The 20,720-nt window shown below is 33.1% G+C and carries 24 protein-coding genes; 6 read left to right on the plus strand and 18 right to left on the minus strand.

What is annotated here, in order from left to right; all coding sequences use genetic code 11:
* Positions 1–51: 51 nt before the first annotated feature.
* The 5 genes from IEV15_RS01520 to IEV15_RS01540 all read right to left on the minus strand — a co-directional run bounded on the left by IEV15_RS01520 (position 52) and on the right by IEV15_RS01540 (position 3,682).
* A complete protein-coding gene (locus IEV15_RS01520; protein WP_188360725.1) occupies positions 52–876 on the minus strand; it encodes a sterol desaturase family protein in 825 nt (274 codons plus the stop codon).
* A 74-nt stretch (positions 877–950) separates the two neighbouring features.
* Entirely contained in the window at positions 951–1,553 is a 603-nt protein-coding gene (locus tag IEV15_RS01525; protein WP_188360925.1) for an alpha-ketoglutarate-dependent dioxygenase AlkB family protein, read from the minus strand.
* A 66-nt stretch (positions 1,554–1,619) separates the two neighbouring features.
* Positions 1,620–2,327 (minus strand): aquaporin Z, encoded by a 708-nt coding sequence (gene aqpZ / locus IEV15_RS01530; protein ID WP_188360726.1) that lies wholly within the window; start codon positions 2,325–2,327, stop codon positions 1,620–1,622.
* Between the two features lie 15 nt (positions 2,328–2,342).
* On the minus strand, positions 2,343–2,702 hold the full coding sequence (locus tag IEV15_RS01535) for a DoxX family protein (protein ID WP_188360727.1): 360 nt from the start codon (positions 2,700–2,702) through the stop codon (positions 2,343–2,345).
* 77 nt (positions 2,703–2,779) lie between these two features.
* Entirely contained in the window at positions 2,780–3,682 is a 903-nt protein-coding gene (locus tag IEV15_RS01540) for an EamA family transporter (RefSeq protein ID WP_188360728.1), read from the minus strand.
* A gap of 139 nt (positions 3,683–3,821) precedes the next feature.
* Between IEV15_RS01540 and IEV15_RS01545 the strand changes: the two genes are divergently transcribed.
* Positions 3,822–4,412, plus strand: coding sequence for a murein L,D-transpeptidase catalytic domain-containing protein (locus IEV15_RS01545; protein WP_188360729.1), 591 nt, complete (start codon positions 3,822–3,824; stop codon positions 4,410–4,412).
* Positions 4,413–4,416: 4 nt separating this feature from the next.
* On the opposite strand, the gene IEV15_RS01550 is transcribed toward IEV15_RS01545, so the two are convergent.
* From IEV15_RS01550 to htpG, 4 genes are all read right to left on the minus strand, one after another.
* Positions 4,417–4,899: a hypothetical protein gene (locus tag IEV15_RS01550; RefSeq protein ID WP_188360730.1), complete on the minus strand. Its 483-nt coding sequence runs from the start codon at positions 4,897–4,899 to the stop codon at positions 4,417–4,419.
* Position 4,900: 1 nt separating this feature from the next.
* Positions 4,901–5,290 carry a DUF2721 domain-containing protein gene (locus IEV15_RS01555; protein ID WP_188360731.1) on the minus strand — a complete coding sequence of 130 codons (390 nt, stop codon included), beginning with the start codon at positions 5,288–5,290 and terminating at the stop codon, positions 4,901–4,903.
* Positions 5,291–5,386: 96 nt separating this feature from the next.
* The gene (locus IEV15_RS01560; protein ID WP_188360732.1) at positions 5,387–5,947 is read right to left on the minus strand and encodes a hypothetical protein; all 561 of its coding nucleotides are present in this window, start codon (positions 5,945–5,947) and stop codon (positions 5,387–5,389) included.
* Between the two features lie 109 nt (positions 5,948–6,056).
* The gene (htpG, locus tag IEV15_RS01565) at positions 6,057–7,943 is read right to left on the minus strand and encodes a molecular chaperone HtpG (protein ID WP_188360733.1); all 1,887 of its coding nucleotides are present in this window, start codon (positions 7,941–7,943) and stop codon (positions 6,057–6,059) included.
* A gap of 163 nt (positions 7,944–8,106) precedes the next feature.
* On the opposite strand from htpG, the gene IEV15_RS01570 reads away from it, so the two are divergent.
* From IEV15_RS01570 to IEV15_RS01585, 4 genes are all read left to right on the plus strand, one after another.
* Positions 8,107–8,577, plus strand: coding sequence for a lipocalin family protein (locus IEV15_RS01570; protein WP_188360734.1), 471 nt, complete (start codon positions 8,107–8,109; stop codon positions 8,575–8,577).
* A 25-nt stretch (positions 8,578–8,602) separates the two neighbouring features.
* Positions 8,603–9,298: a YiaD family glycine zipper/OmpA-like lipoprotein gene (locus IEV15_RS01575; RefSeq protein ID WP_188360735.1), complete on the plus strand. Its 696-nt coding sequence runs from the start codon at positions 8,603–8,605 to the stop codon at positions 9,296–9,298.
* A gap of 139 nt (positions 9,299–9,437) precedes the next feature.
* Positions 9,438–10,109, plus strand: coding sequence for a TetR family transcriptional regulator C-terminal domain-containing protein (locus tag IEV15_RS01580; RefSeq protein WP_188360736.1), 672 nt, complete (start codon positions 9,438–9,440; stop codon positions 10,107–10,109).
* A 6-nt stretch (positions 10,110–10,115) separates the two neighbouring features.
* Positions 10,116–11,429 carry an ABC1 kinase family protein gene (locus IEV15_RS01585; RefSeq protein ID WP_188360737.1) on the plus strand — a complete coding sequence of 438 codons (1,314 nt, stop codon included), beginning with the start codon at positions 10,116–10,118 and terminating at the stop codon, positions 11,427–11,429.
* A 134-nt stretch (positions 11,430–11,563) separates the two neighbouring features.
* Here IEV15_RS01585 and IEV15_RS01590 read toward each other — a convergent pair whose 3' ends face one another.
* Positions 11,564–12,370, minus strand: a complete 807-nt coding sequence (locus tag IEV15_RS01590; protein ID WP_188360738.1) for a hypothetical protein — start codon at positions 12,368–12,370, stop codon at positions 11,564–11,566.
* 378 nt (positions 12,371–12,748) lie between these two features.
* Between IEV15_RS01590 and IEV15_RS01595 the strand changes: the two genes are divergently transcribed.
* The gene (locus IEV15_RS01595; protein WP_188360739.1) at positions 12,749–14,425 is read left to right on the plus strand and encodes an SBBP repeat-containing protein; all 1,677 of its coding nucleotides are present in this window, start codon (positions 12,749–12,751) and stop codon (positions 14,423–14,425) included.
* 119 nt (positions 14,426–14,544) lie between these two features.
* Here the strand turns inward: IEV15_RS01595 and IEV15_RS01600 are convergent, their stop codons facing one another.
* The 8 genes from IEV15_RS01600 to IEV15_RS01635 all read right to left on the minus strand — a co-directional run bounded on the left by IEV15_RS01600 (position 14,545) and on the right by IEV15_RS01635 (position 20,566).
* Positions 14,545–15,327 carry a hypothetical protein gene (locus IEV15_RS01600; protein ID WP_188360740.1) on the minus strand — a complete coding sequence of 261 codons (783 nt, stop codon included), beginning with the start codon at positions 15,325–15,327 and terminating at the stop codon, positions 14,545–14,547.
* 200 nt (positions 15,328–15,527) lie between these two features.
* Entirely contained in the window at positions 15,528–16,409 is an 882-nt protein-coding gene (locus IEV15_RS01605; RefSeq protein WP_188360741.1) for a hypothetical protein, read from the minus strand.
* A 47-nt stretch (positions 16,410–16,456) separates the two neighbouring features.
* The gene (locus tag IEV15_RS01610; protein ID WP_188360742.1) at positions 16,457–16,927 is read right to left on the minus strand and encodes a hypothetical protein; all 471 of its coding nucleotides are present in this window, start codon (positions 16,925–16,927) and stop codon (positions 16,457–16,459) included.
* 290 nt (positions 16,928–17,217) lie between these two features.
* Positions 17,218–17,718, minus strand: a complete 501-nt coding sequence (locus IEV15_RS01615) for a barstar family protein (protein ID WP_188360743.1) — start codon at positions 17,716–17,718, stop codon at positions 17,218–17,220.
* Between the two features lie 77 nt (positions 17,719–17,795).
* Positions 17,796–18,230, minus strand: coding sequence for a hypothetical protein (locus IEV15_RS01620; RefSeq protein ID WP_188360744.1), 435 nt, complete (start codon positions 18,228–18,230; stop codon positions 17,796–17,798).
* Between the two features lie 202 nt (positions 18,231–18,432).
* Positions 18,433–18,846 (minus strand): hypothetical protein, encoded by a 414-nt coding sequence (locus IEV15_RS01625; RefSeq protein WP_188360745.1) that lies wholly within the window; start codon positions 18,844–18,846, stop codon positions 18,433–18,435.
* Between the two features lie 305 nt (positions 18,847–19,151).
* On the minus strand, positions 19,152–19,679 hold the full coding sequence (locus IEV15_RS01630) for a hypothetical protein (RefSeq protein WP_188360746.1): 528 nt from the start codon (positions 19,677–19,679) through the stop codon (positions 19,152–19,154).
* A gap of 353 nt (positions 19,680–20,032) precedes the next feature.
* Positions 20,033–20,566 carry a hypothetical protein gene (locus IEV15_RS01635; protein ID WP_188360747.1) on the minus strand — a complete coding sequence of 178 codons (534 nt, stop codon included), beginning with the start codon at positions 20,564–20,566 and terminating at the stop codon, positions 20,033–20,035.
* Positions 20,567–20,720 lie beyond the last annotated feature (154 nt).

Consider the following 20,720-nt stretch of genomic DNA (forward strand, 5'->3'; position numbering starts at 1 on the left):
ATTAGTAAAAAAATAAATTACTTTTTCAATACGGTTCTTTTTTTTTGGTTTTTAACTTTCAGGGTTTCTGTACTTTTGAAAAGGAATTTTTAAAAGACTTCCCAGTTGGTTGTTTTCTTGCGGTTTCATGTGTGTATCAACACCATAAACAATTTGTTCTCTTTCTAAATACTTATAGGTCCCAAATAGGCGATCCCAAACAGAAAAAATGTTGCCATAATTGCTGTCAGTATAGGGCAGTTTGTAATGGTGATGCACTTTATGCATGTCAGGCGAAATGATAAAATAACTTAAAAATTTATCAAGTTTTTTTGGCAAAGGAATATTGGCATGATTAAATTGAGAAAAAACTACAGAGAGTGATTGGTATAAAAACACCATCCACATAGGGCTCCCAACAATGAGCACCCCTAAAACCGTAAAAGCAAACCGAATCACACTTTCTCCGGGATGATGGCGGTTTGCTGAAGTGGTGTCAATCCAAGTATCCGTGTGGTGTATCAGATGAAATCGCCATAAAAATTTTACTTTGTGTTCCACCAAATGTACAAGATAGGCTCCAATTAAATCTAAGAGTAATAAACCAAGAAGGGTATATATCCAGATATTCATCGTTGGTAACCATTGTAGAATTCCGATATTTTGTTGAATGGCAAAATCTGCAGCCAACAACAAAATAAAAGCCATAACAAAGTTGACAATAATAGTGGTTATCGTAAAAAAAATATTAATCCCGGCATGTTCAATTTTATTGTATTGCATTTTAAAAAGCGGAAAAGCATTTTCAATAAGCCAAAAAATGGCAATGCCACCCACCAAAATCAAACCTCTGTGAAAAGAAGAAATCGTTTCAAAATAATCAATTATAGCATTCATTGTGGAGTAATTATCAAACTAAAGTACTAAAATTTAGATTAGAAAAGTTTATTTAACGCAACTTTTAAAGTTGTTTATTTTATAATTCTGAACGTTAAATTGATGCGTTCTCCAATCGGTTTTGCGGTTTTCGGAATTTGATGTTTCCAAAAATGTTGCGTTGTTCCTTTCATCAAAAGCAAACTTCCATGTTCTAAAACTATTTTTTGTTTGGCTTCTTTGATGGAATTGTGTTGCAAGTGAAAACTTCTTTCGGCTCCAAAACTCACAGAAGCAATAACCGGATTTTTGCCCAATTCTTTTTCGTTATCAGCATGCCAGCCGTTACTGTCTTTTCCGTTTCTGTAGCGATTGAGTAAAACGGTGGTGAAATTTTCATCACAAATTGCTTCCATTTCATTCTTTATAAACAAAAGTAATGCATTCCATTTGTGAGGATGCATGATGATGTTGGAGTACGAATACATTTTTCCATCATTCCCGAATAATGCAGTAAGTCTTGGTTGTAAATGAGTTTTTCCAAAAACAGTGATATGATCTTGTTGCCAGGGAATCTCGGTTTTTAATTTTTCAAATAGCAAATTTGCTTTTTCAACATTGAAAAATTCGGGATAATACTCGATTTCGGCATCAGGTAAATCAAAAGCAATTTTTTCTTTCGGAAACAACGATTTCATGATGTAAAAATAAAAAAAAGCGACAGATTTATCCTGTCGCTTTAACATATTTTAAAGTCAAACTAACTAGTCTTCGTTTTTTTGTAAAACATTTTTATAGATTATACCTGCTACAATTGCACCTAAAATCGGAGCCAACCAAAATAACCAAACTTGTGATAAAGGTTCACCACCCGCAAAAATTGCTTGCGAAGTAGAACGAGCCGGATTCACGGAAGTGTTGGTTATTGGAATACTGATTAAATGAATTAGAGTTAAAGCCAAACCAATAGCAATTCCTGCAAATTTTCCGTTAGCAAATTTATCCGTTGCACCAAGAATTATAAGCAAGAAAAATAACGTTAGTACAAATTCAGTAACAAATGCAGCCATCATAGAATATCCGGTTGGTGAAAAAGCCCCATAACCGTTTGAGGCAAACGCACCTGCCTTGGTGTTGTCGATTCCTAAAAAGCCATCTTGACCGTTTAAAATCAAATAAAGTGTTGCAGCGGCAGCCAAAGCACCAAAACATTGCGAAACAATGTAAGGAACCAATTCTTTAGCTTCAAAACGCCCGCCCGCCCAAAGACCAAAGGATACAGCCGGATTAAAATGACCACCTGAAATATGACCAACCGCATAGGCCATAGTTAAAACCGTTAAACCGAATGCTAAAGAAACACCGGCAAAACCTATTCCTAATTCCGGAACTCCGGCGGCAAAAAGGGCACTACCACAACCGCCAAAAACCAACCAATAGGTTCCAAAAAATTCTGCAAATAGTTTTTTCATAAAATTAGAGTTTAGTTAATAATTAGTGTATTGATATGCCCAAAAGATCAGCCCCAGTTGCAAGGGTAATCGGAGTAAGCGAACCCATTTTGGCAACCCTAATGCGGCTTTGTCATTTTGATACATATATAAGTTTGCTGGAAAAACAGCTACTAAGAGTGCTATAATTCCCCATGCTGCGATTGAAGTAAATAATGGAATACATAGAAAAATCCCCAGTATTATTTCTGCAAATCCGGAGAGTTTATTTAATAACTCAGGATTTTTAAAATAGGGGGGTATGATTTTTAAATAAAGTCTGGGATTTCGAAAATGATTTAAGCCGGCTATTACATAAATAGCAGCCATAACATACAAATGCCAAGGTAGATTCATTGATGAATGGTTAGTTTCAAAAACGAATTTATAAAAAAAATGTTAAAAAAATACGATTGTAGAACTATTTCGACACTCTAAGTGTTAATTTTTTTGTTGAAACCCAAATTCATTATGACAATAGCAATAAGAATTAATAAAATCCCAACCCATTGAGCGAGGTTAACAGTTTCATTTAGAAGAAAATAAGCCATCAAAACGGAAACAGGTAGTTCTAAGGATGCTACAATGCTTCCTAATCCAATTCCGGTATGCGGGAAACCTGCATTTAAAAGCATTGGAGGTATTATTGTGCCAAAAAGAGCTAAAATAATTCCCCATTTCAGAAAAATTTCAAAATTGAAAGGTGTTGTTTGAGTGATTATTGCAAAAATCAAAACAATTACAGCTCCACCCAAAAGCATGTACAAGCTTCGTTGAGCAGATGAAATTCCGAGTGAAATACGATTGGCGGTAAACATGGTTGTTGTAAACGAAGCAGCGGCTAAAATTCCCCAAAACAAACCTCTCCAATCCAATTCGATTTCATTTTTTAATAGGTTGGTGGCTAAAACAGTTCCAATCAAAACAATGATTACAGCAACTACTTTTTGAATGGATGGTAGTTTTTTATCCAAAATCATTTCCAACAAAACACCCATCCAAACAGTTTGCATCAGTAAAACGATAGCAATGGAAACGTCGATATAGCGAACACATAAATAGTAAAACACACTAGTCATTCCTAAAGAAGTACCGGCAAGCATCAATTGAAAAATATTCTTTTTGGTTGCTTTTACTGCTGTATTGTTGTTTTTTATCCGCTGAAAAGAATTGATGATTAAAACACCTATAATCCCAAGCACAAATTGTGCAATAGTTACTTCGGCAGTAGTGAAATTATCTTGGTAGGCTAATTTTACAAAAGTGGCCAACATGCCATAGCTTGTAGCTCCAAGACCAACCAAAAAAACTCCTTTTAATATCCTATTTCCAAACATGTTTTATAATTTAAAAAGCCGGCAAAGATAGGGAAAAAGTTGCGAGTTGAGGGTTAATAGTTTCAAGTTTCAGGTTTCAAGTTTTTAAAAAGAGATTATACTATTTTGGTGCTTTTTTAGTTTCAAAAATAAAAAGCCTATGCAAAAATTCTTTCTACTGCTAGTTTTGTGTTTTGTTTGTTGTAATTCAACGGCACCTGATGTGTCCAAAGATTATAGTTCTTTTCATCAAGAAGCTTTGACTTATTGTAAAAACAACCAATTCAATCAAGATTTTTATATTTTGATTGATATGACAATTCATTCCGGAAAAAATCGCTTTTTTGTTTATGATTTTAAAACTAATAAAATTAGTGATCAAAATTTAGTCACTCACGGTACTTGTGATGTTTTTGAAGACAATCCTGAAAAATATAAGAAAGCCAAATTCAGTAATACAATCAATAGTCATTGTTCAATGAAAGGCAAATTTAAAATTGGTAAACGCGATTACAGTTCGTGGGGAATCAATATAAAATACTGGCTTCATGGATTGGAAACTACCAATACTAATGCCGTGAAACGAGTGGTGGTTTTACATTCTTGGCCTGCCGTTTCCAACGAAGAAATTTATCCCAGCTATTCTCCATTAAGCTGGGGTTGTCCCGCTGTTTCAGATGCATTCATGCAGGTTTTGGATGAGAAATTGAAAGAAGTTAATAAGCCGGTTTTGATGTGGATAGTGGATTAATTTTTTATGTTTTTTTAATCCAATCAATATCTAAAACATCTTTAAGTCTATTTAGACTATTATTAGATAAAAATTTAAATGCCAATTCGATAAAAACAAATCGAATTAACAGTACTTGAAGAATTGCAATCAATAGTAAAATAAATGTATTTTCAATGTTTTCTGAGATTACAGAAAGTCCAACGGCTACAATTGGGAAAAATATAATAATGCCCAATAAAATTTGAAAAGGTTTATTAATTTGAATTTCTACAAAACCTTCTTTTGCTTCAACTTTACCGCTCATTACACAAAAAGCACCTCTACCAATTTCAGATGAAATTACTTTGAATGTACTTCCATCAATCTTTCCTAAAAATGATTTGTCAGTTCTTTTTGAAGCAAAACTTTCAGAGGGTTCTGTTCTTCTGTTTAGTCTTTCTATTGCTTCATTTTCATTGCCATATAATCTGAAAGTATAATGACTGGAAGGGAATAGCTTCATCATATTATTCAACCAAATCCTTTAAATGCACTCGCAACGCCTTTACCGAAATGCTAATTTCCCAAAAAGAAATTCCTAGTGAAATCAACAAGCACAACAAACTCAACCCAAAAATATAGATGCCGGTTAATTGCTGTTCGAAAAACAAAACCAACATAGCAAAAACCGACAAAAATAAACTCAAAACACCCGCCAATTGCATATAACGAATTAGCGTTAATCGCAAATTAAGGTTTTTAATTTCTATCAAAATGCTTTTGTTTTCTTTTTCGTCATAGGTTTTTTTCAACCCTCGAACAATTTGAGCAATAGTCAAAAATCGATTGGTATAGGCCAATAAGATCAAAGATGTTGCAGAGAAAAGTAGGGCAGGGGTTTCTATGGATAAAGTCATGATGAGGTTTCAGGTTTCGGGTTGAGAGTTCAAAGTTCGTTATTTTTTGATTACTTTGAATAAAAGATTTGAAATTTGAAAGTTATGTGCAAAACTTCACTTCGTCCATTTCACCTCATACCCTTTAAACGCATTTAAAGTAGGAATCGTAATCACAGTAAAAGGAAGTGAAACGGTTTCCCATTCAGTGGCATCTTTTTTCAATTGACTTACAGCTAATTTGCTGGCTTTTAAATTCAAATACCTGAATTTCTGAAAGTCATCTGTTCGCTCTGATTCACCGTAATATAAAAGTTCAAAATCATTATCGTTGTATTCAAAAAACCAATAGTAATTGATTTTGTTTTTGGTAAAAATCAAATTGAGTGTGTTCTCACTAAATGTAAAAGAATAACAAAGCAAGTGATCCTCAGATTCCGATTTATTGAAAATTATTTTTTCACTCTTTACTTCATGAGTAATTCCTTCGATTCCATAAAAATAAACTTCAATCTGAACGGTATCAAATTCCTCTGATTTTTCTTGTGTGTAATAGGCAACGTCTTCAAAACCATTCCCATCAAAATCCGCTTTTACTACTTTTTCTAATGATATGCCATCTTGAGCACAACAAATGCCAAACCAAAATAAACTTAAGAATGTAAAAATAAATCGCATGCTACATTTAATTACAGTCTAATTACGTAAAATCTTATAATTTATTGCACAAAAAAACCTGCAAGCTTTCACTCACAGGTCTTTTCTCTTTCTTCTATTTTCTTTCTTCTTATTTTATCATCTCAAAACTCCTCTTCACAAAAGCCGTCAACTCTTCACCTTTCAATAATCCTTGCGATATTTTGGCTAAGTCCATCGCTTGTTTTACCAAATGTTCTTGAGCCGATTTGTCTTCTGTGGAAAGAATGGTTGTCGCTAAATTAGAATTCGTATTCACCACCAAATTATACATCTCCGGGAAGTTACCCATACCGAACATGCCACCACCGCCGGACTGACTCATTTCTTTCATGCGTCGCATAAATTCCGGTTGCGTAATCATAAACGGAGCAGCATTGCTATCCATCGCTTCCAACTGAACAGTGTACGTTGCTTTTGGAACCAATTCTTCTAAAACGGTTTTCAATTTGGTAGATTCTTCTTCCGATAATTTTGAAATCTGCGTATCTTCTTTTTGAATCAATTTGTCAATATGATCCGAATCAACACGAACAAACGTCAGGTTTTCATTATCCGATTCTAATTTTTGAATTAAATGCGATACAATCGGACTGTCTAACAACATGACTTCATAACCTTTTTCTTTGGCAATGTCGATATAACCGTGTTGTGCTTCTTTGTTGGAAGCATATAAAACCACCAATTTTCCGTTTTTGTCCGTTTGATTGGCGGCAATTTTTTCTTTTAATTCGGTTAATGTAAAATACTTTTCATCAACCGTTGGATATAAAACAAAATCCCCTGCTTTTTCATAGAATTTGTCTTCCGAAAGCATTCCGTATTCCAAAACGATTTTGATGTCATTCCATTTTTGTTCAAAATCTTCACGGTTTTCGTTGAATAACGATTTCAATTTATCCGCTACTTTTCTGGTAATGTAATTCGAAATCTTTTTCACATTGCCATCCGATTGCAAATACGAACGCGAAACATTCAACGGAATATCCGGCGAATCAATCACCCCGCGAAGCATCACTAAAAATTCAGGAACAATTCCTTCTACATTATCGGTTACGTATACCTGGTTTTGGTACAATTGAATTTTATCTTTTTGAAGTTGTAAATCCGCCGACATTTTTGGGAAGTATAAAATTCCGGTCAAATTAAACGGATAATCCACGTTCAAATGAATGCTGAACAAAGGATCTTCAAATTGCATCGGATACAATTCGCGATAGAAATTCTTATAATCTTCATCTTTCAATTCCGTTGGAGCTTTTGTCCAAGCCGGAGTTGGGTTGTTGATGATGTTATCTACTTCAATTTCTTCTGCTTTAAAATCTTCAGGAGCATCTTCCGGTTTAGGAAGTGTTTCTTTTTTAGTTCCGAATTTAATTGGCACCGGCATGAATTTGTTGTATTTTTTCAACAATTCACGTATTTTAAAATCCTCTAAAAATTCTAAAGAATCTTCAGCAATATGCAGTATGATTTCTGTTCCACGGTCGGTTTTATCACTTGGAACTAAAGTAAATTCCGGGCTGCCGTCACAGGTCCAATGAGCTGCCGGTTCGTCTTTAAATGATTTGGTGATGATTTCTACTTTGGAAGCTACCATAAAAGCAGAGTAGAAACCTAAACCAAAATGGCCGATGATTCCTGAATCTTTCGCTGAATCTTTATATTTTTCTAAAAATTCTTCTGCACCCGAAAAAGCCACTTGGTTGATGTATTTTTCCACTTCTTCGGCGGTCATACCCAAACCTTGATCGATAATATGCAGTTTCTTATTTTCCTTATCGATTTTTACTTCAATAATTGGGTTTCCATATTCCACTTTGGCTTCGCCAATGCTGGCTAAGTGTTTTAATTTTAAAGTAGCATCCGTGGCATTGGATACCAATTCACGAAGAAAAATTTCGTGATCGCTGTATAAAAACTTTTTAATTAAAGGAAAGATGTTTTCTACAGAAACATTAATTTTTCCGGTTGTCATAGGTGTTTTATTTTAGTTAAACGTTTGTTGTTTTCTTCTGTGCAAAAGCGATACCAAAAAAAAATTATGACAAAATGTCGTAAAATTATTCTACAATTATGTAACTTTATAATTCCATTATGGTACTATCTTTGTAAGTCAAAATTTAATAAAATTTTAAAACATGAAAAAAGTAATTATTTTAAGTATTTTATCCATAGCTGTTTTTGCTTGTAAAACAAATACAGCTACAAAATTGGACAATAAGACAGAAGTGGCTATGAAAGGAAATTGGGTAGTTGCATCCGTTTACTATCCCGGTTCAGAAGTTATCAAAGTTAATTCATTTGGTCTTGCTGATTCACAGTGTTTCGTAGGGAGTACTTGGAAATTTGTTTCCAATAATAACAAAGGCGATATGGCTTTGACTAAAATGGGCTGTCCTGCTTTTAGTTCGCCAATTACATGGTTTGTTAACAAAGACGGAAACTTTGTTATGAAAGTTTTAAATGCGGATGAAAAAGCAAAAAGAGTGCGTGAAGGTTACGTGCTAAGAGTTGCTAACGTAGCTGAAAATTCATTCCAACTAGTAGACAAAATCGATGTTGGAGGAACCATGACAGATGTAGTTTATCAATTTCAAAGAGCTAATTAATACTAAAAATTAAATTTAAATTTATATGAAAAAATCAGTAAGCCTATTATTGACGGGAGTTTTCGCAATCGCTAGTGTATCAACAGGTTGTGAGGCTATGAAAAATACAAATAATACACAAAGAGGTGCCGGAATTGGAGTTGCTGCAGGAGCAGTAATTGGTGGTATTCTTGGAAACAACCTTGGTAAAGGTGGAAACACAGCTCTTGGAGCTGTTATTGGTGGAGTTGTTGGTGGAGCCGTTGGAGGTTCTATTGGGAATAAAATGGACAAACAAGCTCGCGAGATTGAACAAGCATTACCGGGAGCAGAAGTGAATAGAGTAGAAGAAGGTATCGTTTTAGTATTGGGTGAAAACTCTGTAAATTTTGAAACCAGTAAATCAGTTTTAACTAATGTGGCTAAGGCAAACTTAGATAAAGTAGTACCTGTTTTTCAAAGCTATGCTGATACAGATATCGTGGTTTATGGGTATACAGATAGTACAGGAAGATTGGAGTTCAATCAAAAATTATCTGAAGATCGTGCCGCTTCTGTGCGTAATTATTTAGTGAGCAAAGGTTTAGCTGCTTCTAGATTCAAAACAAGAGGTATGGGGCCAAACGATCCGATTGCAAGCAACGAAACTGTAGAAGGCAGAAGCAAAAACAGAAGAGTTGAGTTTACCATTACCGCTAACGAAAAAATGATAAAAGATACTGAAGCAGAGTTAAAAAACTAACAAGTATTTTTTTGATATCTAAGACCATTACGAAAGTAATGGTCTTTTTTTTGAACGATTTTTAACAAATATTTGTTTAATTATTTTTGATAAAGATTAAACAAGTTGCTATCTTTGAAAAGATTTAAACAAATCTATTATGACCACAACCAAGAAAAGTACAACAAAGAAAAAAACAATCACTGACGATCATATTATCAGTGTTTTTATGGACAATGTGTTGCAGCACAATGCAGAGCCCAAAAACGTTTACCTGTTTTGCAAAGACAATAAAATCGAAGAGAGTGATTTTTACACATTCTACGGTTCGCTTGACGCCTTGAAGCAAGACATCTGGGTAAAATTCTTTGACAATGTCAAAGGAACTATTGAAGACGACGAAAATTATTTGACCTATTCGAATAAAAATAAATTACTCACCCTATATTTTTCTTTAATCGAAATACTGACACTTAACAGAAGTTATGTCATGTTTGCTTTGAAAGAAGAAAAAAATATGTTGAAAAATTTACAACAATTGAAAACTTTTCGAAACCATTTCAAAAGTTTTATCGTAGATATGATAGACACACAAACTTCTGAAGAGGATTTTAAAGTTAATAAAATTGCAAAACCGCTGTATGTAGAAGGTGCATGGGTGGAGTTCTTATTTATATTGAAATTCTGGTTGGATGACACTTCCAAAGGATTTGAAAAAACAGATGTGATGATTGAAAAAGCGGTGAAAGCTACTTTCGATGTGTTGAACACCACTCCTTTGGATAGTTTAGTAGACTTGGGAAAATTTGTTTGGAAAGAAAAATTTAAATAAAAGCCATTGAAAACATTAGACAAAATACCGACCAACAAAATTGAAAGAGCCGGACAATTAGTAAAAACCGGTTTAAAAGTGGGCGGAAATTACATTGCTTACTATGGCGAAAAGGTGGTAAACCCTTCGCTAACAAAAGATAAGTTAAATGAAAACAATGCAGAAGATATTTATGATGGACTAAAAAACCTGAAAGGGAGTGCGTTGAAAGTGGCTCAAATGCTTAGCATGGAAAAAAACATCATGCCTCGAGCCTATGTAGAGAAATTTTCACTAGCCCAATTTTCGGTGCCACCATTGAGTGCTCCATTGGTTAGAAAAACATTTAAAAATTATTTGGGAAAATTTCCTGAACAACTATACGATTCGTTCACGCCTGATTCTATAAATGCGGCGAGTATCGGCCAGGTACACAAAGCAACCAAAGATGGGAAAAATTTAGCTGTGAAAATCCAATACCCGGGCGTGGCGGATAGTATTAGTTCAGACTTGGCAATTGTGAAACCTTTTGCAATTAAAATGTTCAACCTCCAAGGAAAAGACTCTGAGAAATATTTTAAGGAGGTTGAACATAAATTAATGGAAGAAACCGATTATGATTTGGAGTTAAAACAAGGAAAGTTTATTGCCGAAGCTTGTTCCACTATTCCAAACTTGCGTTTTCCCATTTATTATGAAGACCTGTCTTCAAAGAGAATCCTAACCATGGATTGGATGGAAGGCGAGCATTTGTCGGAGTTTACGGCCTACAATACCGATAGAGCAAAAGGAGATAAATTAGGTCAAGCCTTGTGGGATTTTTATATGCATCAAATGCACCATTTGCGTCAAGTGCATGCTGATCCGCATCCCGGTAATTTTTTAATTGATAAGGAAGCGAATTTGATTGCGATTGATTTTGGTTGTATCAAGCAAGTTCCGGAAGAGTTTTATGTGCCTTATTTCGAATTGGCAAGACCTGAGGTGATTGGTAACCCAAAATTGTTCAATGAAAAGTTATTTGAATTGGAAATATTACGAAGCGACGATTCGCCTAAAGAGATTGCATATTTCACAGGCTTATTTCATCAATTACTGAGTTTGTTTACACAACCGTTTCATGGTGATTTCTTTGATTTTTCAGATGAAGAGTTCTTTGGAAACATTGCCAAAATGGGTGAAGAATTTTCAAAAGACACCCAGTTGCGAAAAATGAACGGCAACAGAGGTTCAAAACATTTTTTATACATTAACAGAACGTTCTTTGGTTTGTATAATCTCCTGCACGATTTAAAGGCAAGAGTAAACACCAAAGACTTCGAGAAATATATTACTAACTAATGCCATACATTAGTTTTTAAATTAGTTTGTTTATTTATTGGTTAGGTTGATAAGAGCGACACTCCACGTTTGAGTTTTGTCGCTCTTATTCTTTTTAGGAAACTCGTGAGAATCAATTATGAAATAGTTCCTTTTTATTGTTTTAAATACTCTTTAGTTTTAAAAAAAGTCATCGTGTCGTTGAACGCTTTATTTTCCATGAAATCAACCACCCACATAGTAACCTTTAGTCCGGTTAAAAGTTCGTATTCAAAACGTAAAAATCCATAAACATCAGAGAAATAGCTTTTTAAAGTAGTAGTGCCTAGTTTTGAATCTGCTTTACTCTCAATAATGTAACATTCAATTACACCCAAATCAGTAGTTATGCTTTCTTTTCCAGTAATTTTATAATGATAGGAAAGTAGTAGTTGACCACTCCATTCACCCCAAAGTTGGTTACCCCAACCTTCACCAATTGACATAGCATCTTGCCATTCTAAACCAATAGACAAAGGTTTTTTTACAAAAGGGAATGGGCAAGTCTCTAATGATTCAAAAAAACCGGATCTTATCGGATGAATCCATACGTTTGATGAATTATCAACCACACCGGTAGAAGAAAATGAACCAAATTCAGGGCCCTGCATATATGATATTTGAGTTTGATTTTCATTTGTTCTCGGCGAATCAATACTTGGTCGCACCAACAAATGAATTTTAGCCACACCAACTGAGTCAGATGTCTTGTTTACTAATTCAAAACCATCATTGGAATTTGTTTTTAGCTTTTTAGAAATTCCGTTTTTAATAATTTCGTAGTCAAAAACATATACGTTGCCAACTTTATAAACTTGATTATTACTGTCGATACTATCCTTTTCGATGACAACGGAATCATATTGTTGAGCATATCCAAATTGAAGAATAAGTAAAACTAAAAAACATAATTTATTTCTCATTTGTAATTCTTAAAGAGGCGGTTACTGATAGAATAGCATAATAAGACGGATAAAGGCTAACCATCCCAAATATAAAATTTCTTTTTGAATTTTCTTAAAAGAGTACTCGCCTAATTACTATTGTTTTAAATACTCTTTAGTCTTAAAAAAAGTCATGGTGTCGTTGAATGCTTTATTTTCCATAAAATCAACCGCCTACATCAGTTTTATTTTTAATATAATTGGGGTAATTATTTTAGTTAAAGGACTATGATTTTTTTCGAATGCTATTAAATTAGATGTATTTTGTAAAAGTTTTAAATCCCTGATAATGTTTATATTTGCCTTTTCGATTTATTTAATTTAAAAAAATCAAAACAGCAAGATCAAAAACAAGTTATGAAAAATAGAATTTACCTAACACTAGTAGTAATTCAACTGGTTGTTACAACTGGTTTTTCTCAAGACATGGTTTGGCATAATGTAATTGCCGGACAAAGTGAAGAATATGGAAACGCAATTGCAATTGATAATTTGGGTAATGTCATTACAACAGGAAGTTTTAGAACTATTTGCTATGGTGATGGTTTTGCATTGTCCAGCTATGGAAATTCGGATATTTTTCTACAAAAGTTATCGCCAAATGGAGCAGTAATTTGGGTTACTCAATTTGGTGGAGTAAATTCAGATATCGGACATACAGTAGTGACTGATAGTTTAGGTAATATTTATGTAGCGGGAACTTTTTTGGGGACTGTATTTTTTGGCACTGCTTCTTTAAGTTCAGGAACTAGCAGCAGTAATTTTTTCTTATTAAAATTAAACCCTGCAGGAGAAATCATATGGAGGAAAGCAATACCCGGAACAATCTCAGATAAACCCAAATTAGCGATTGATGCCAATGATAATTTGTTCCTTTCAGGAGCTTTTCAAGGAAGTAGAAGCTTTGATGGAATAACTTTAAACTCCAATAATGGTAGGGGATATTTGGCTAAAATTAATTCTGATACAGCAAATATTATGTGGGCTACACAATTTGGTTCAGGAACAACTTTAAACGGCCAACCCGTTGTTGTAAATGTAACCACTACCCATATAGCAGTGGATAATTTAGGTAATATATATGTAACCGGATGTTTTGCAGGTCATGGAAGATTTGGAACCGAAACCTTCCTTTCGCCTAATTCCTTAAGTAACGCTTATATTGCCAAAATAAATGGACAAGGTGTCTTTCAATGGACTAAATTATACACAGGAACTTCGGAAGGAACGAGTATTGTAGTTGATTCAAATAACAATATATATACCGCCGGTAAATATTCGGGTACGGTTACCATAAACAATACAACGTATACAACTGAACCTTCAATTTATTCGGTTTACCTGGAAAAATTTAATGCCAATGGTGACTTGGTATGGATTAAAAATTATAATATGAATTCTAGCGAGAACTCCATTGTTATACCACAATTAGCCATTGACAGTCAAGCCAATCTTTTTTTCAAATGCCATTTCTACAATACCATTACTTTTGAAGGAAATACTTATAATCATTTAGTTTCTCTTAATCCCAATATTTTAAAGAATCAAATTTTGGCAACTTTCTCGAGTGGGGGAGCTAATACATGGGTAAACCAATACGAAGGTTCAAACGATCACATTACCTTCGGATTACGTCCGGATAAAAACACAAACATTGCCATTACAGAAGCAGGTTTGTTTTTTACTAGCGGAAGCTCTAGGTTTAATAATGTTTCATACTCTCTTGAAAGTGGTGCTAATATTTTTACTGCAAAACTTACGCTTCCATTTTTATTGAGTCAGCCTGATTTTATAAAGAATGATTGGGTTCAATTAAGCCCAAATCCTACCAACGGGAGAGTAGTTTTAGATTTTAAAGCAGTTTCTTCAACGGTTGATGTTTTGATTTATAATGCAGTAGGTCAAAAAATAAACCAACTTAATTATCAAGGTATGGAAAGAATTGAAATTGATTTACCATCACAAAACGGAGTATATCTATTCGATATTCGTTCAGATAATCAAAGAGTGATAAAGAAAGTCGTTAAAAATTAAAATCGGCACAACAATCGTCACCATCATCGAAAAAAGGAAAGAGGTAGAAGTAAAGTGCATAATAGTAAAGAATCTCTTGAACTCAGTTATTAAATCTAATTGTCTGTTTCTAACTTTTCTCAGTTCAGTTTCTCAAGTTCTTTTTCAATCTGTATATGTATTTGTTCCAATTGTTCTTCATATTTATCAGTGTCTTCATAAATTGATTTTCTGAATAATTCAAATGCTTGGATTCTTAGTTCTGAATATTTTAGTAAAATATTATTTTGTTCAACTAGATCAGGAGGTAAATTATTTAATTGATTTGTTTTTTTAATTATTTCTAGATTTGCCTTCCATTTTGGAATCGTTTTTTCGTCCAATTCTTTAAGTAAAGAGGAGTTGTTTTTCGTCTCCAAATTGTCATAAAAGACTAACGATTCTTTTTCGTTTTTTGAGAATTGAGCAAGTTCGGTATCATATTTTTCATAAATCTCGTTATCTGAAGAGAGAAAGGCATAGCCAAATATTCCAATCACGAGTACTAACAAGGAAACGAATCCAACGCCTGCAGCTCTCCAACCGGAAAAAAAGGGATTATTATTTTCTTTATGTGCTTTAAGCATATCACCTTGTTTCCACTCTACAATTCCCAAAATAATTCCTGTGTAGAGAAGTGGAATTAGTTGTTTAGGAATTTTGTCAATTGTGTTTTCAGGAATCATAAATAGTGCCCCAAAAAGAAGTACTGTAAAAACGATTCCAAGAACTAAAGAATTTCGTCCTTCAGTTGGTTTATCTATTACTTTATAATTTTCTCCAATTAAATATCCTGCTGCAAGAGGTCCGCCCAAGAAAGTAGCTAGCCCTATTGCTCTTGATGAATAAAGTTTAAAGTCTTGTGTTTTGTTATTTGTATTCATTTCGGTTTTAGTCATTTTGTTTAAAGCTTGTAAGTCCAGTCGTTAATAGCTCCTAAGCTATTTACTGCCAATCCCAAATATAAAATTTCTTTTTGAATTTAGAAATTAATAACACCCTCAGAACTTACGGTTTTCAAAAAACTACTGAAATTTAACCCGATATTTTTTCGATTCTTAAAATTAAAAGCAATAGAATATGCTTAATCTTTTTTAGTATTCATTTGCACATCAATTTTGATTTTCCCTTCTTTATCTTTTGTTAGTGTTCTTTTTGTGTCTGGCTTTAGATTGCCTTTTAAAACTTCTTTTACATCATTTTTAAGTTTTCTGAAATCGATAGCCTCTTTATAGGTGTAAGCGTACAATGTGCCACCAATTTCCTCCGTAGCTGTTTCAAGTCGTTTGTCAAGTACATAGTCAAAATTCTCATTAGTGCTGTGAAACATTAAAACGTGTAATCGGTATAGTTGGTCTTTATCAGAACCGTCAGAATTGGTGCTGTAAACATAATAAACAACTTTGGTGAAACTACTTGAAAAACGGTTCTCTGGTAAATCAGCATACCATTCATAGCCCCAAACATTCTTGTCTTCAAACTTGAAAAAATCATAATTAAAATAGGCATCAATTCCTTCAGGCAATAAATTGTTTTTTTTCGCCTCATACATTTTTTCTTTCCATTTATTTCCTGCTTCAAAGTTTCCTAAACCATAATATGAAACAATAATGTTTTTGGTCATAAAATAGTATCTTTTAGCAAACTCTGCATCAAATATTACTTTGCCTTTTTCAATTGCGTCAAGTGCTTCAAGTCCATAATCTAGTGATTTGTCAAACTTTTCTTTTAACCGATTTGTCTCTTCTAAATAGGTTGCTGTAGTTACTTTATACCAAAGGGCATAATTATATAAAGTATCATTTTTTGGCAAACTCTTTTCTAAATCCCTGAATTTTATAAAAGCGGAATCAATTTCATTGGTTCGCAATAGGCTATCCGCTTTCTGATATTCGTTTATAAAATCGTTTTGACTATACCCTATCACGGGAAGTAGTAATAAAATAAAAAAGTTTATTTTTTTCATCAAGTTTTTTTTAAAATCATGCAGCAAATTTAATCCGCTCCGGCAATTTAGCTTTTACTATTCTTAATGATACTTTTTATTTTTTTTGAGGGTTTCATTTTATTATTGGAATCGGAACAATAATTCACCAATAGTTCTTCAGCTTGGTTATAAATTTCGTCATTAGACAATGGTTTTTCCTTATTGTCTAAAACTGCTTTTGTCATCGCTGCAAGATAAAGCCCCAACAAATCAGAGTTCCCTTTTGTCAATTCCATAGCTTTCTCACCAATTTCAAAAGTGTATTCAGGGGTTCCTTCCATCCATTTCATTATATATTGGATTGCGTGTAACCTATTCAATTCGTTAAGATCAGCGGGAGTTGTAAAGAGATAATTAGCACTCATTAAAACTTTGCTTTTTTCGGTTTCATAGCTCTCTGCACTTTTAAATTCATAGGCGGCTAATTCTTTAAAATTTTGTCCAAATGAGAGTGTGGAAGCAAAAATAAGTACGATAATTAGAATAATTTTTTTCATTTGTTTGTGTCTTTTAATTTATGTTACGTAACGCTAATAGCTCTCTAGCTATTTACTACCAATCCCAAATATAAAATTTCTTTTTGAATGTTTGAAGAAAATTAAGTAGGTCCCTAGCTCAATGAATTCTCCAACTTAGCAACAACCCAACTTTCAACTGAAAACCAAATAACGACAAACGTCCTGATTTTGCTTCTGCCTAGGCTGATCGGGGCAAACAAAATCAGGCAGTTTTTAAAAACACATGCGCTTCTCTCATGAACCAAGTCAATCAGCACAATTGTATTATATTATTTTTTCCTGTTTTTATTTAGCCATTCACTTCCATTCCAACTTGGACTTATTCCTCCTAAATTTGAAAAATCCAAATCAGGATTGTCAGATTGAACAAGTCCAATGAGTTTTTGCCCGCTTAAAAGCCAAACTCGTGATTCTCCTGTAATGATATCAAGAATTGCTTCAGCAAACTTTCCGTCTTCTTCCACAAAATGGTCATAACGTCTAAAAACTAAAATAAGTCCTTTATATCTTTTATTGTACATATCAGTCAGACAGTCAGCAAAAGCATTTAGATTTTCTCCATAATAATCGGGAAAGTTAAGAGCGACTTTTAAATGCTGATGTGCGTTTTTGCTGTTCCAATTCCTACAATTCATTTCTATAATTTCAAAATTGTTATTGGAAAACCAAATCAAATCTTCGTCAAGAATCCCATTTTTGAAATATTTACAAATCGGTCCATGTCTCAGAATTTCAATATCTTTTTCTATTTTATCTTCTTTCGATTCCATTTTTATTTCAAATTTAAGATTTGTTAATGATGCATTCTGCTCTCTTTGACCAAAGTAGCAAACGCTATTGTGCTGAGTTATTTTATTTTTAATAGTTTCAATATTTTTTCATTCGCTTGTGTCGTGTAAATCGGTTGTGTCCAACCACCAGGTGATGGAGAGTTCAAAAAGCCGTATTTAATTTCTGAAACGAAACTGAAGAATACTATTTCACTTGATTCATTATACATTGCAGTAAAGTTTGATGTATTACCAATCAGTTCAATAACAAAATCAGGCGTTTCTCCCGAATAATTTTCTCTCGAAATTACGAACTCCAAATTTTTCCATAACTCGATTTCATTCTCTGTTAAAATACGAATCGGTCCATTATTAACTCTTATTTTCTTGATAGTTGATAGTTCAGTTCCTGTTAGTTTTACAGGCGGGTTTTTAATTCCGAAAAGCAGTAGTAATGCAATTCCAATTCCTAAAATTCCAGCTCCAATTTTATATGACGTTCTGATTTTCATTAAGATAGTGCAAATAATGGAAACGCTATTTTGTTTTTAAAAGTCATTATGAATAAAGCTAACGTCCTCCCTCTGGCTATGGTTTGCTACGTTGGTTAAGCAATAAAGTTAATAAATAAACACTAACCATTCACGAATGCGTAGTTTTTTCCGAAAGTAAAACTACGTAGCAGTGAACAATAGCCTATGTCGTGTGCTGGCATTATTTTATTCTTGTTAGTTTTATTCTATAATCAAATTGGTCATTTCCGCTGTCAATCGGCTCAATTTTTGTCAGTTCGACAATTTTGAATTTGTCTTGAATTCCATTTACGTTTTTTAAGTAAACGAATATATTTTTATCTTTTTCCTCGACAAGAAATTCGTAATAGTCTTCATTTTTGGATGCCAACTTTGTTGGTGGTTCATTACAATAATCCGCAAATTCAAGTCGAAATTTATTCCACTCGTAGAAAGTCCAATTAATTATTTTACAATAATCTCTTTTAAAACTTCGAGCAGTTTTGAAAGTTAAAGTGTCTTGGGTTTTATAATCGTTTTCGGTGTTGTCATAAAACCAAGAATTAGTTGCATCTGATACATAATTTCTCGATTTGACTAATGTTTCCGTTAGCATTTTTTTCAATTCGCTTTTTAAAACAGATTGTCCAAATGACGATACACTCGTAAATATTAATATTATTATAATCAGTTTAATTTTCATCGCAATTTTTTCTGCTTGCACATAACTACTAGATATCCTCAAATATAACCAACTTTTCCATCCCTTTCAAAAAATACCCAAGCTTTTTCCTATGTATATCTCTAAAAAATACATTTCAATAATTTTACAATCAAAAAACTAAAAGAACCAAATAATCTGAAAAAAAACTAAAGATTAATAAACCCAAAAAGGATTAACCCCACTGTTGCCGGTAGGTTTTAAAAAGTTACACTTGTATATTCGGATGTACACCAATCAATTATTTTCCCTTGCTGATTAAATTCTACAGTATAATATTTGCCGCTATTTTGATATTTCTCGTGCACTACGACGAAAATTCTATCTCGATAAGTTTTGGGATAATGAACAAACAATTTTGGAAAATAACCACGATTCGACTTTTTTATTTTGAACTGTTTCCTGTCAATATTTTTTAAATCAAGATCCAACCTCATATCTTCAAAGCTTTTCCAATATTTCTTATATTCTAGGATTTTTATACTGTCACGTTCTTTTGGAACGCTCATTTTTAAGCCATCGGATGGCAAATAAGTAATATGTTCGCTAGAATCATAGTTTAGAGATTTAAATACAGTTATCTTTTTTTCTACTGGAAAGACTTTAAGAATACTTTCTTTGTAGAAGTCAAAAGCTAATTGTTCATAAAAAGGGTTTTCCGATTGAGAAAAACAATCAAGATTCAAAAACAGTAAAAGAAAAAGTGTATATACTATTTTGTTGTTCATCTTTATACGGGTTTTAAAACTTCCAGGCAACTAGTAGGTGTCATCAAATATAACCAACTTTCAATCACCTACAAAATCACTACCCACTTTGTCATCCGCAAGATGTCGAAGACGAAATTTTATCCCGCCGCGGTGGAAGGAACCTCCTACGAAGTAGGCAACAACCCAACTCTCAATTGAAAACCAAATAACGACAAACGTCCTGATTTTGCTTCTGCCGAGGCAGACTGGGGCAAACAAAATCAGGCAATTTATACATACACTCGGTGATGTGAGAGGCTCTCTCTGCTAATTTCAAGTAGGGCAGTCTACTTGATTAGCAGAATTTTTTAAATACTAAATAGCTGAAGTAGTTAGTGAATCGAAAATGTACTTTTTTCAACATTAAACTTTATTCTTCTAACGCTAACTGAACACCAACCCAAAAAACAATTAATGAAATCTTGATCTAATTTTGTTTTAAAATTATAAGGATCATATTCAAAATTAAATTGTTGGATTAAAATAATTTTTTCATCGTTATTATTTACGTAGCCAAAAAACTGCTTATCAAAATTTACACTTTGTTTTGCTTCTTTTTTGACATCATTAATAAATGGTTCATAAAATTTTTCAGCTTTAATCCCTTTAGTAAATATTTCAAGATATTGTTTTGCCAGGTTATTGTTTATATATTCAACGTCTTTCAATTCTGGAGTAAAATAATTTTTAAAAATGTTTGACGAATCTTTTCTAAAATTCATCTCGCAATATTCTTCTGTAAAAATAAAATTTGTTGAGCGTTTAAATTCAACTATTTTAACTAGTTTATTTTTATCATATGATTTTACCATGCTAGATTTGCAACCAATTAAAATCAGGAAAAAAAATAAAAGTAAAAATTTCATAGAAATATAATTTTGTCTTACGATTTACTATTTCTGCTAACTAGTAGATATCCTCAAATATAACCAACTTTTCATCCCTTTCAAAACAACCTATGCTAATTGATGTGAGAGGCTATCCTTGCTAATTTCTGGTAGTGCAGTTTACTCGATTCTA

The sequence above is a fragment of the Flavobacterium orientale genome, from assembly GCF_014638005.1.
GTDB classification, from domain to species: domain Bacteria; phylum Bacteroidota; class Bacteroidia; order Flavobacteriales; family Flavobacteriaceae; genus Flavobacterium; species Flavobacterium orientale.

Coding starts and splice junctions, on each gene's coding strand:
- IEV15_RS01550 (WP_188360730.1), bottom strand. CDS start 4,899: ATGATGAAGCTATTCCCTTCCAGTCATTATACTTTCAGATTATATGGC.
- IEV15_RS01605 (WP_188360741.1), bottom strand. CDS start 16,409: ATGAAAAAAATAAACTTTTTTATTTTATTACTACTTCCCGTGATAGGG.
- IEV15_RS01580 (WP_188360736.1), top strand. CDS start 9,438: ATGACCACAACCAAGAAAAGTACAACAAAGAAAAAAACAATCACTGAC.
- IEV15_RS01520 (WP_188360725.1), bottom strand. CDS start 876: ATGAATGCTATAATTGATTATTTTGAAACGATTTCTTCTTTTCACAGA.
- IEV15_RS01570 (WP_188360734.1), top strand. CDS start 8,107: ATGAAAAAAGTAATTATTTTAAGTATTTTATCCATAGCTGTTTTTGCT.
- IEV15_RS01625 (WP_188360745.1), bottom strand. CDS start 18,846: ATGCTAACGGAAACATTAGTCAAATCGAGAAATTATGTATCAGATGCA.
- IEV15_RS01535 (WP_188360727.1), bottom strand. CDS start 2,702: ATGAATCTACCTTGGCATTTGTATGTTATGGCTGCTATTTATGTAATA.
- IEV15_RS01540 (WP_188360728.1), bottom strand. CDS start 3,682: ATGTTTGGAAATAGGATATTAAAAGGAGTTTTTTTGGTTGGTCTTGGA.
- IEV15_RS01525 (WP_188360925.1), bottom strand. CDS start 1,553: ATGAAATCGTTGTTTCCGAAAGAAAAAATTGCTTTTGATTTACCTGAT.
- IEV15_RS01575 (WP_188360735.1), top strand. CDS start 8,603: ATGAAAAAATCAGTAAGCCTATTATTGACGGGAGTTTTCGCAATCGCT.
- IEV15_RS01630 (WP_188360746.1), bottom strand. CDS start 19,679: ATGAACAACAAAATAGTATATACACTTTTTCTTTTACTGTTTTTGAAT.
- IEV15_RS01600 (WP_188360740.1), bottom strand. CDS start 15,327: ATGAATACAAATAACAAAACACAAGACTTTAAACTTTATTCATCAAGA.
- IEV15_RS01595 (WP_188360739.1), top strand. CDS start 12,749: ATGAAAAATAGAATTTACCTAACACTAGTAGTAATTCAACTGGTTGTT.
- IEV15_RS01555 (WP_188360731.1), bottom strand. CDS start 5,290: ATGACTTTATCCATAGAAACCCCTGCCCTACTTTTCTCTGCAACATCT.
- IEV15_RS01610 (WP_188360742.1), bottom strand. CDS start 16,927: ATGAAAAAAATTATTCTAATTATCGTACTTATTTTTGCTTCCACACTC.
- IEV15_RS01590 (WP_188360738.1), bottom strand. CDS start 12,370: ATGAGAAATAAATTATGTTTTTTAGTTTTACTTATTCTTCAATTTGGA.
- IEV15_RS01635 (WP_188360747.1), bottom strand. CDS start 20,566: ATGAAATTTTTACTTTTATTTTTTTTCCTGATTTTAATTGGTTGCAAA.
- IEV15_RS01545 (WP_188360729.1), top strand. CDS start 3,822: ATGCAAAAATTCTTTCTACTGCTAGTTTTGTGTTTTGTTTGTTGTAAT.
- IEV15_RS01560 (WP_188360732.1), bottom strand. CDS start 5,947: ATGCGATTTATTTTTACATTCTTAAGTTTATTTTGGTTTGGCATTTGT.
- aqpZ (WP_188360726.1), bottom strand. CDS start 2,327: ATGAAAAAACTATTTGCAGAATTTTTTGGAACCTATTGGTTGGTTTTT.
- htpG (WP_188360733.1), bottom strand. CDS start 7,943: ATGACAACCGGAAAAATTAATGTTTCTGTAGAAAACATCTTTCCTTTA.
- IEV15_RS01615 (WP_188360743.1), bottom strand. CDS start 17,718: ATGGAATCGAAAGAAGATAAAATAGAAAAAGATATTGAAATTCTGAGA.
- IEV15_RS01620 (WP_188360744.1), bottom strand. CDS start 18,230: ATGAAAATCAGAACGTCATATAAAATTGGAGCTGGAATTTTAGGAATT.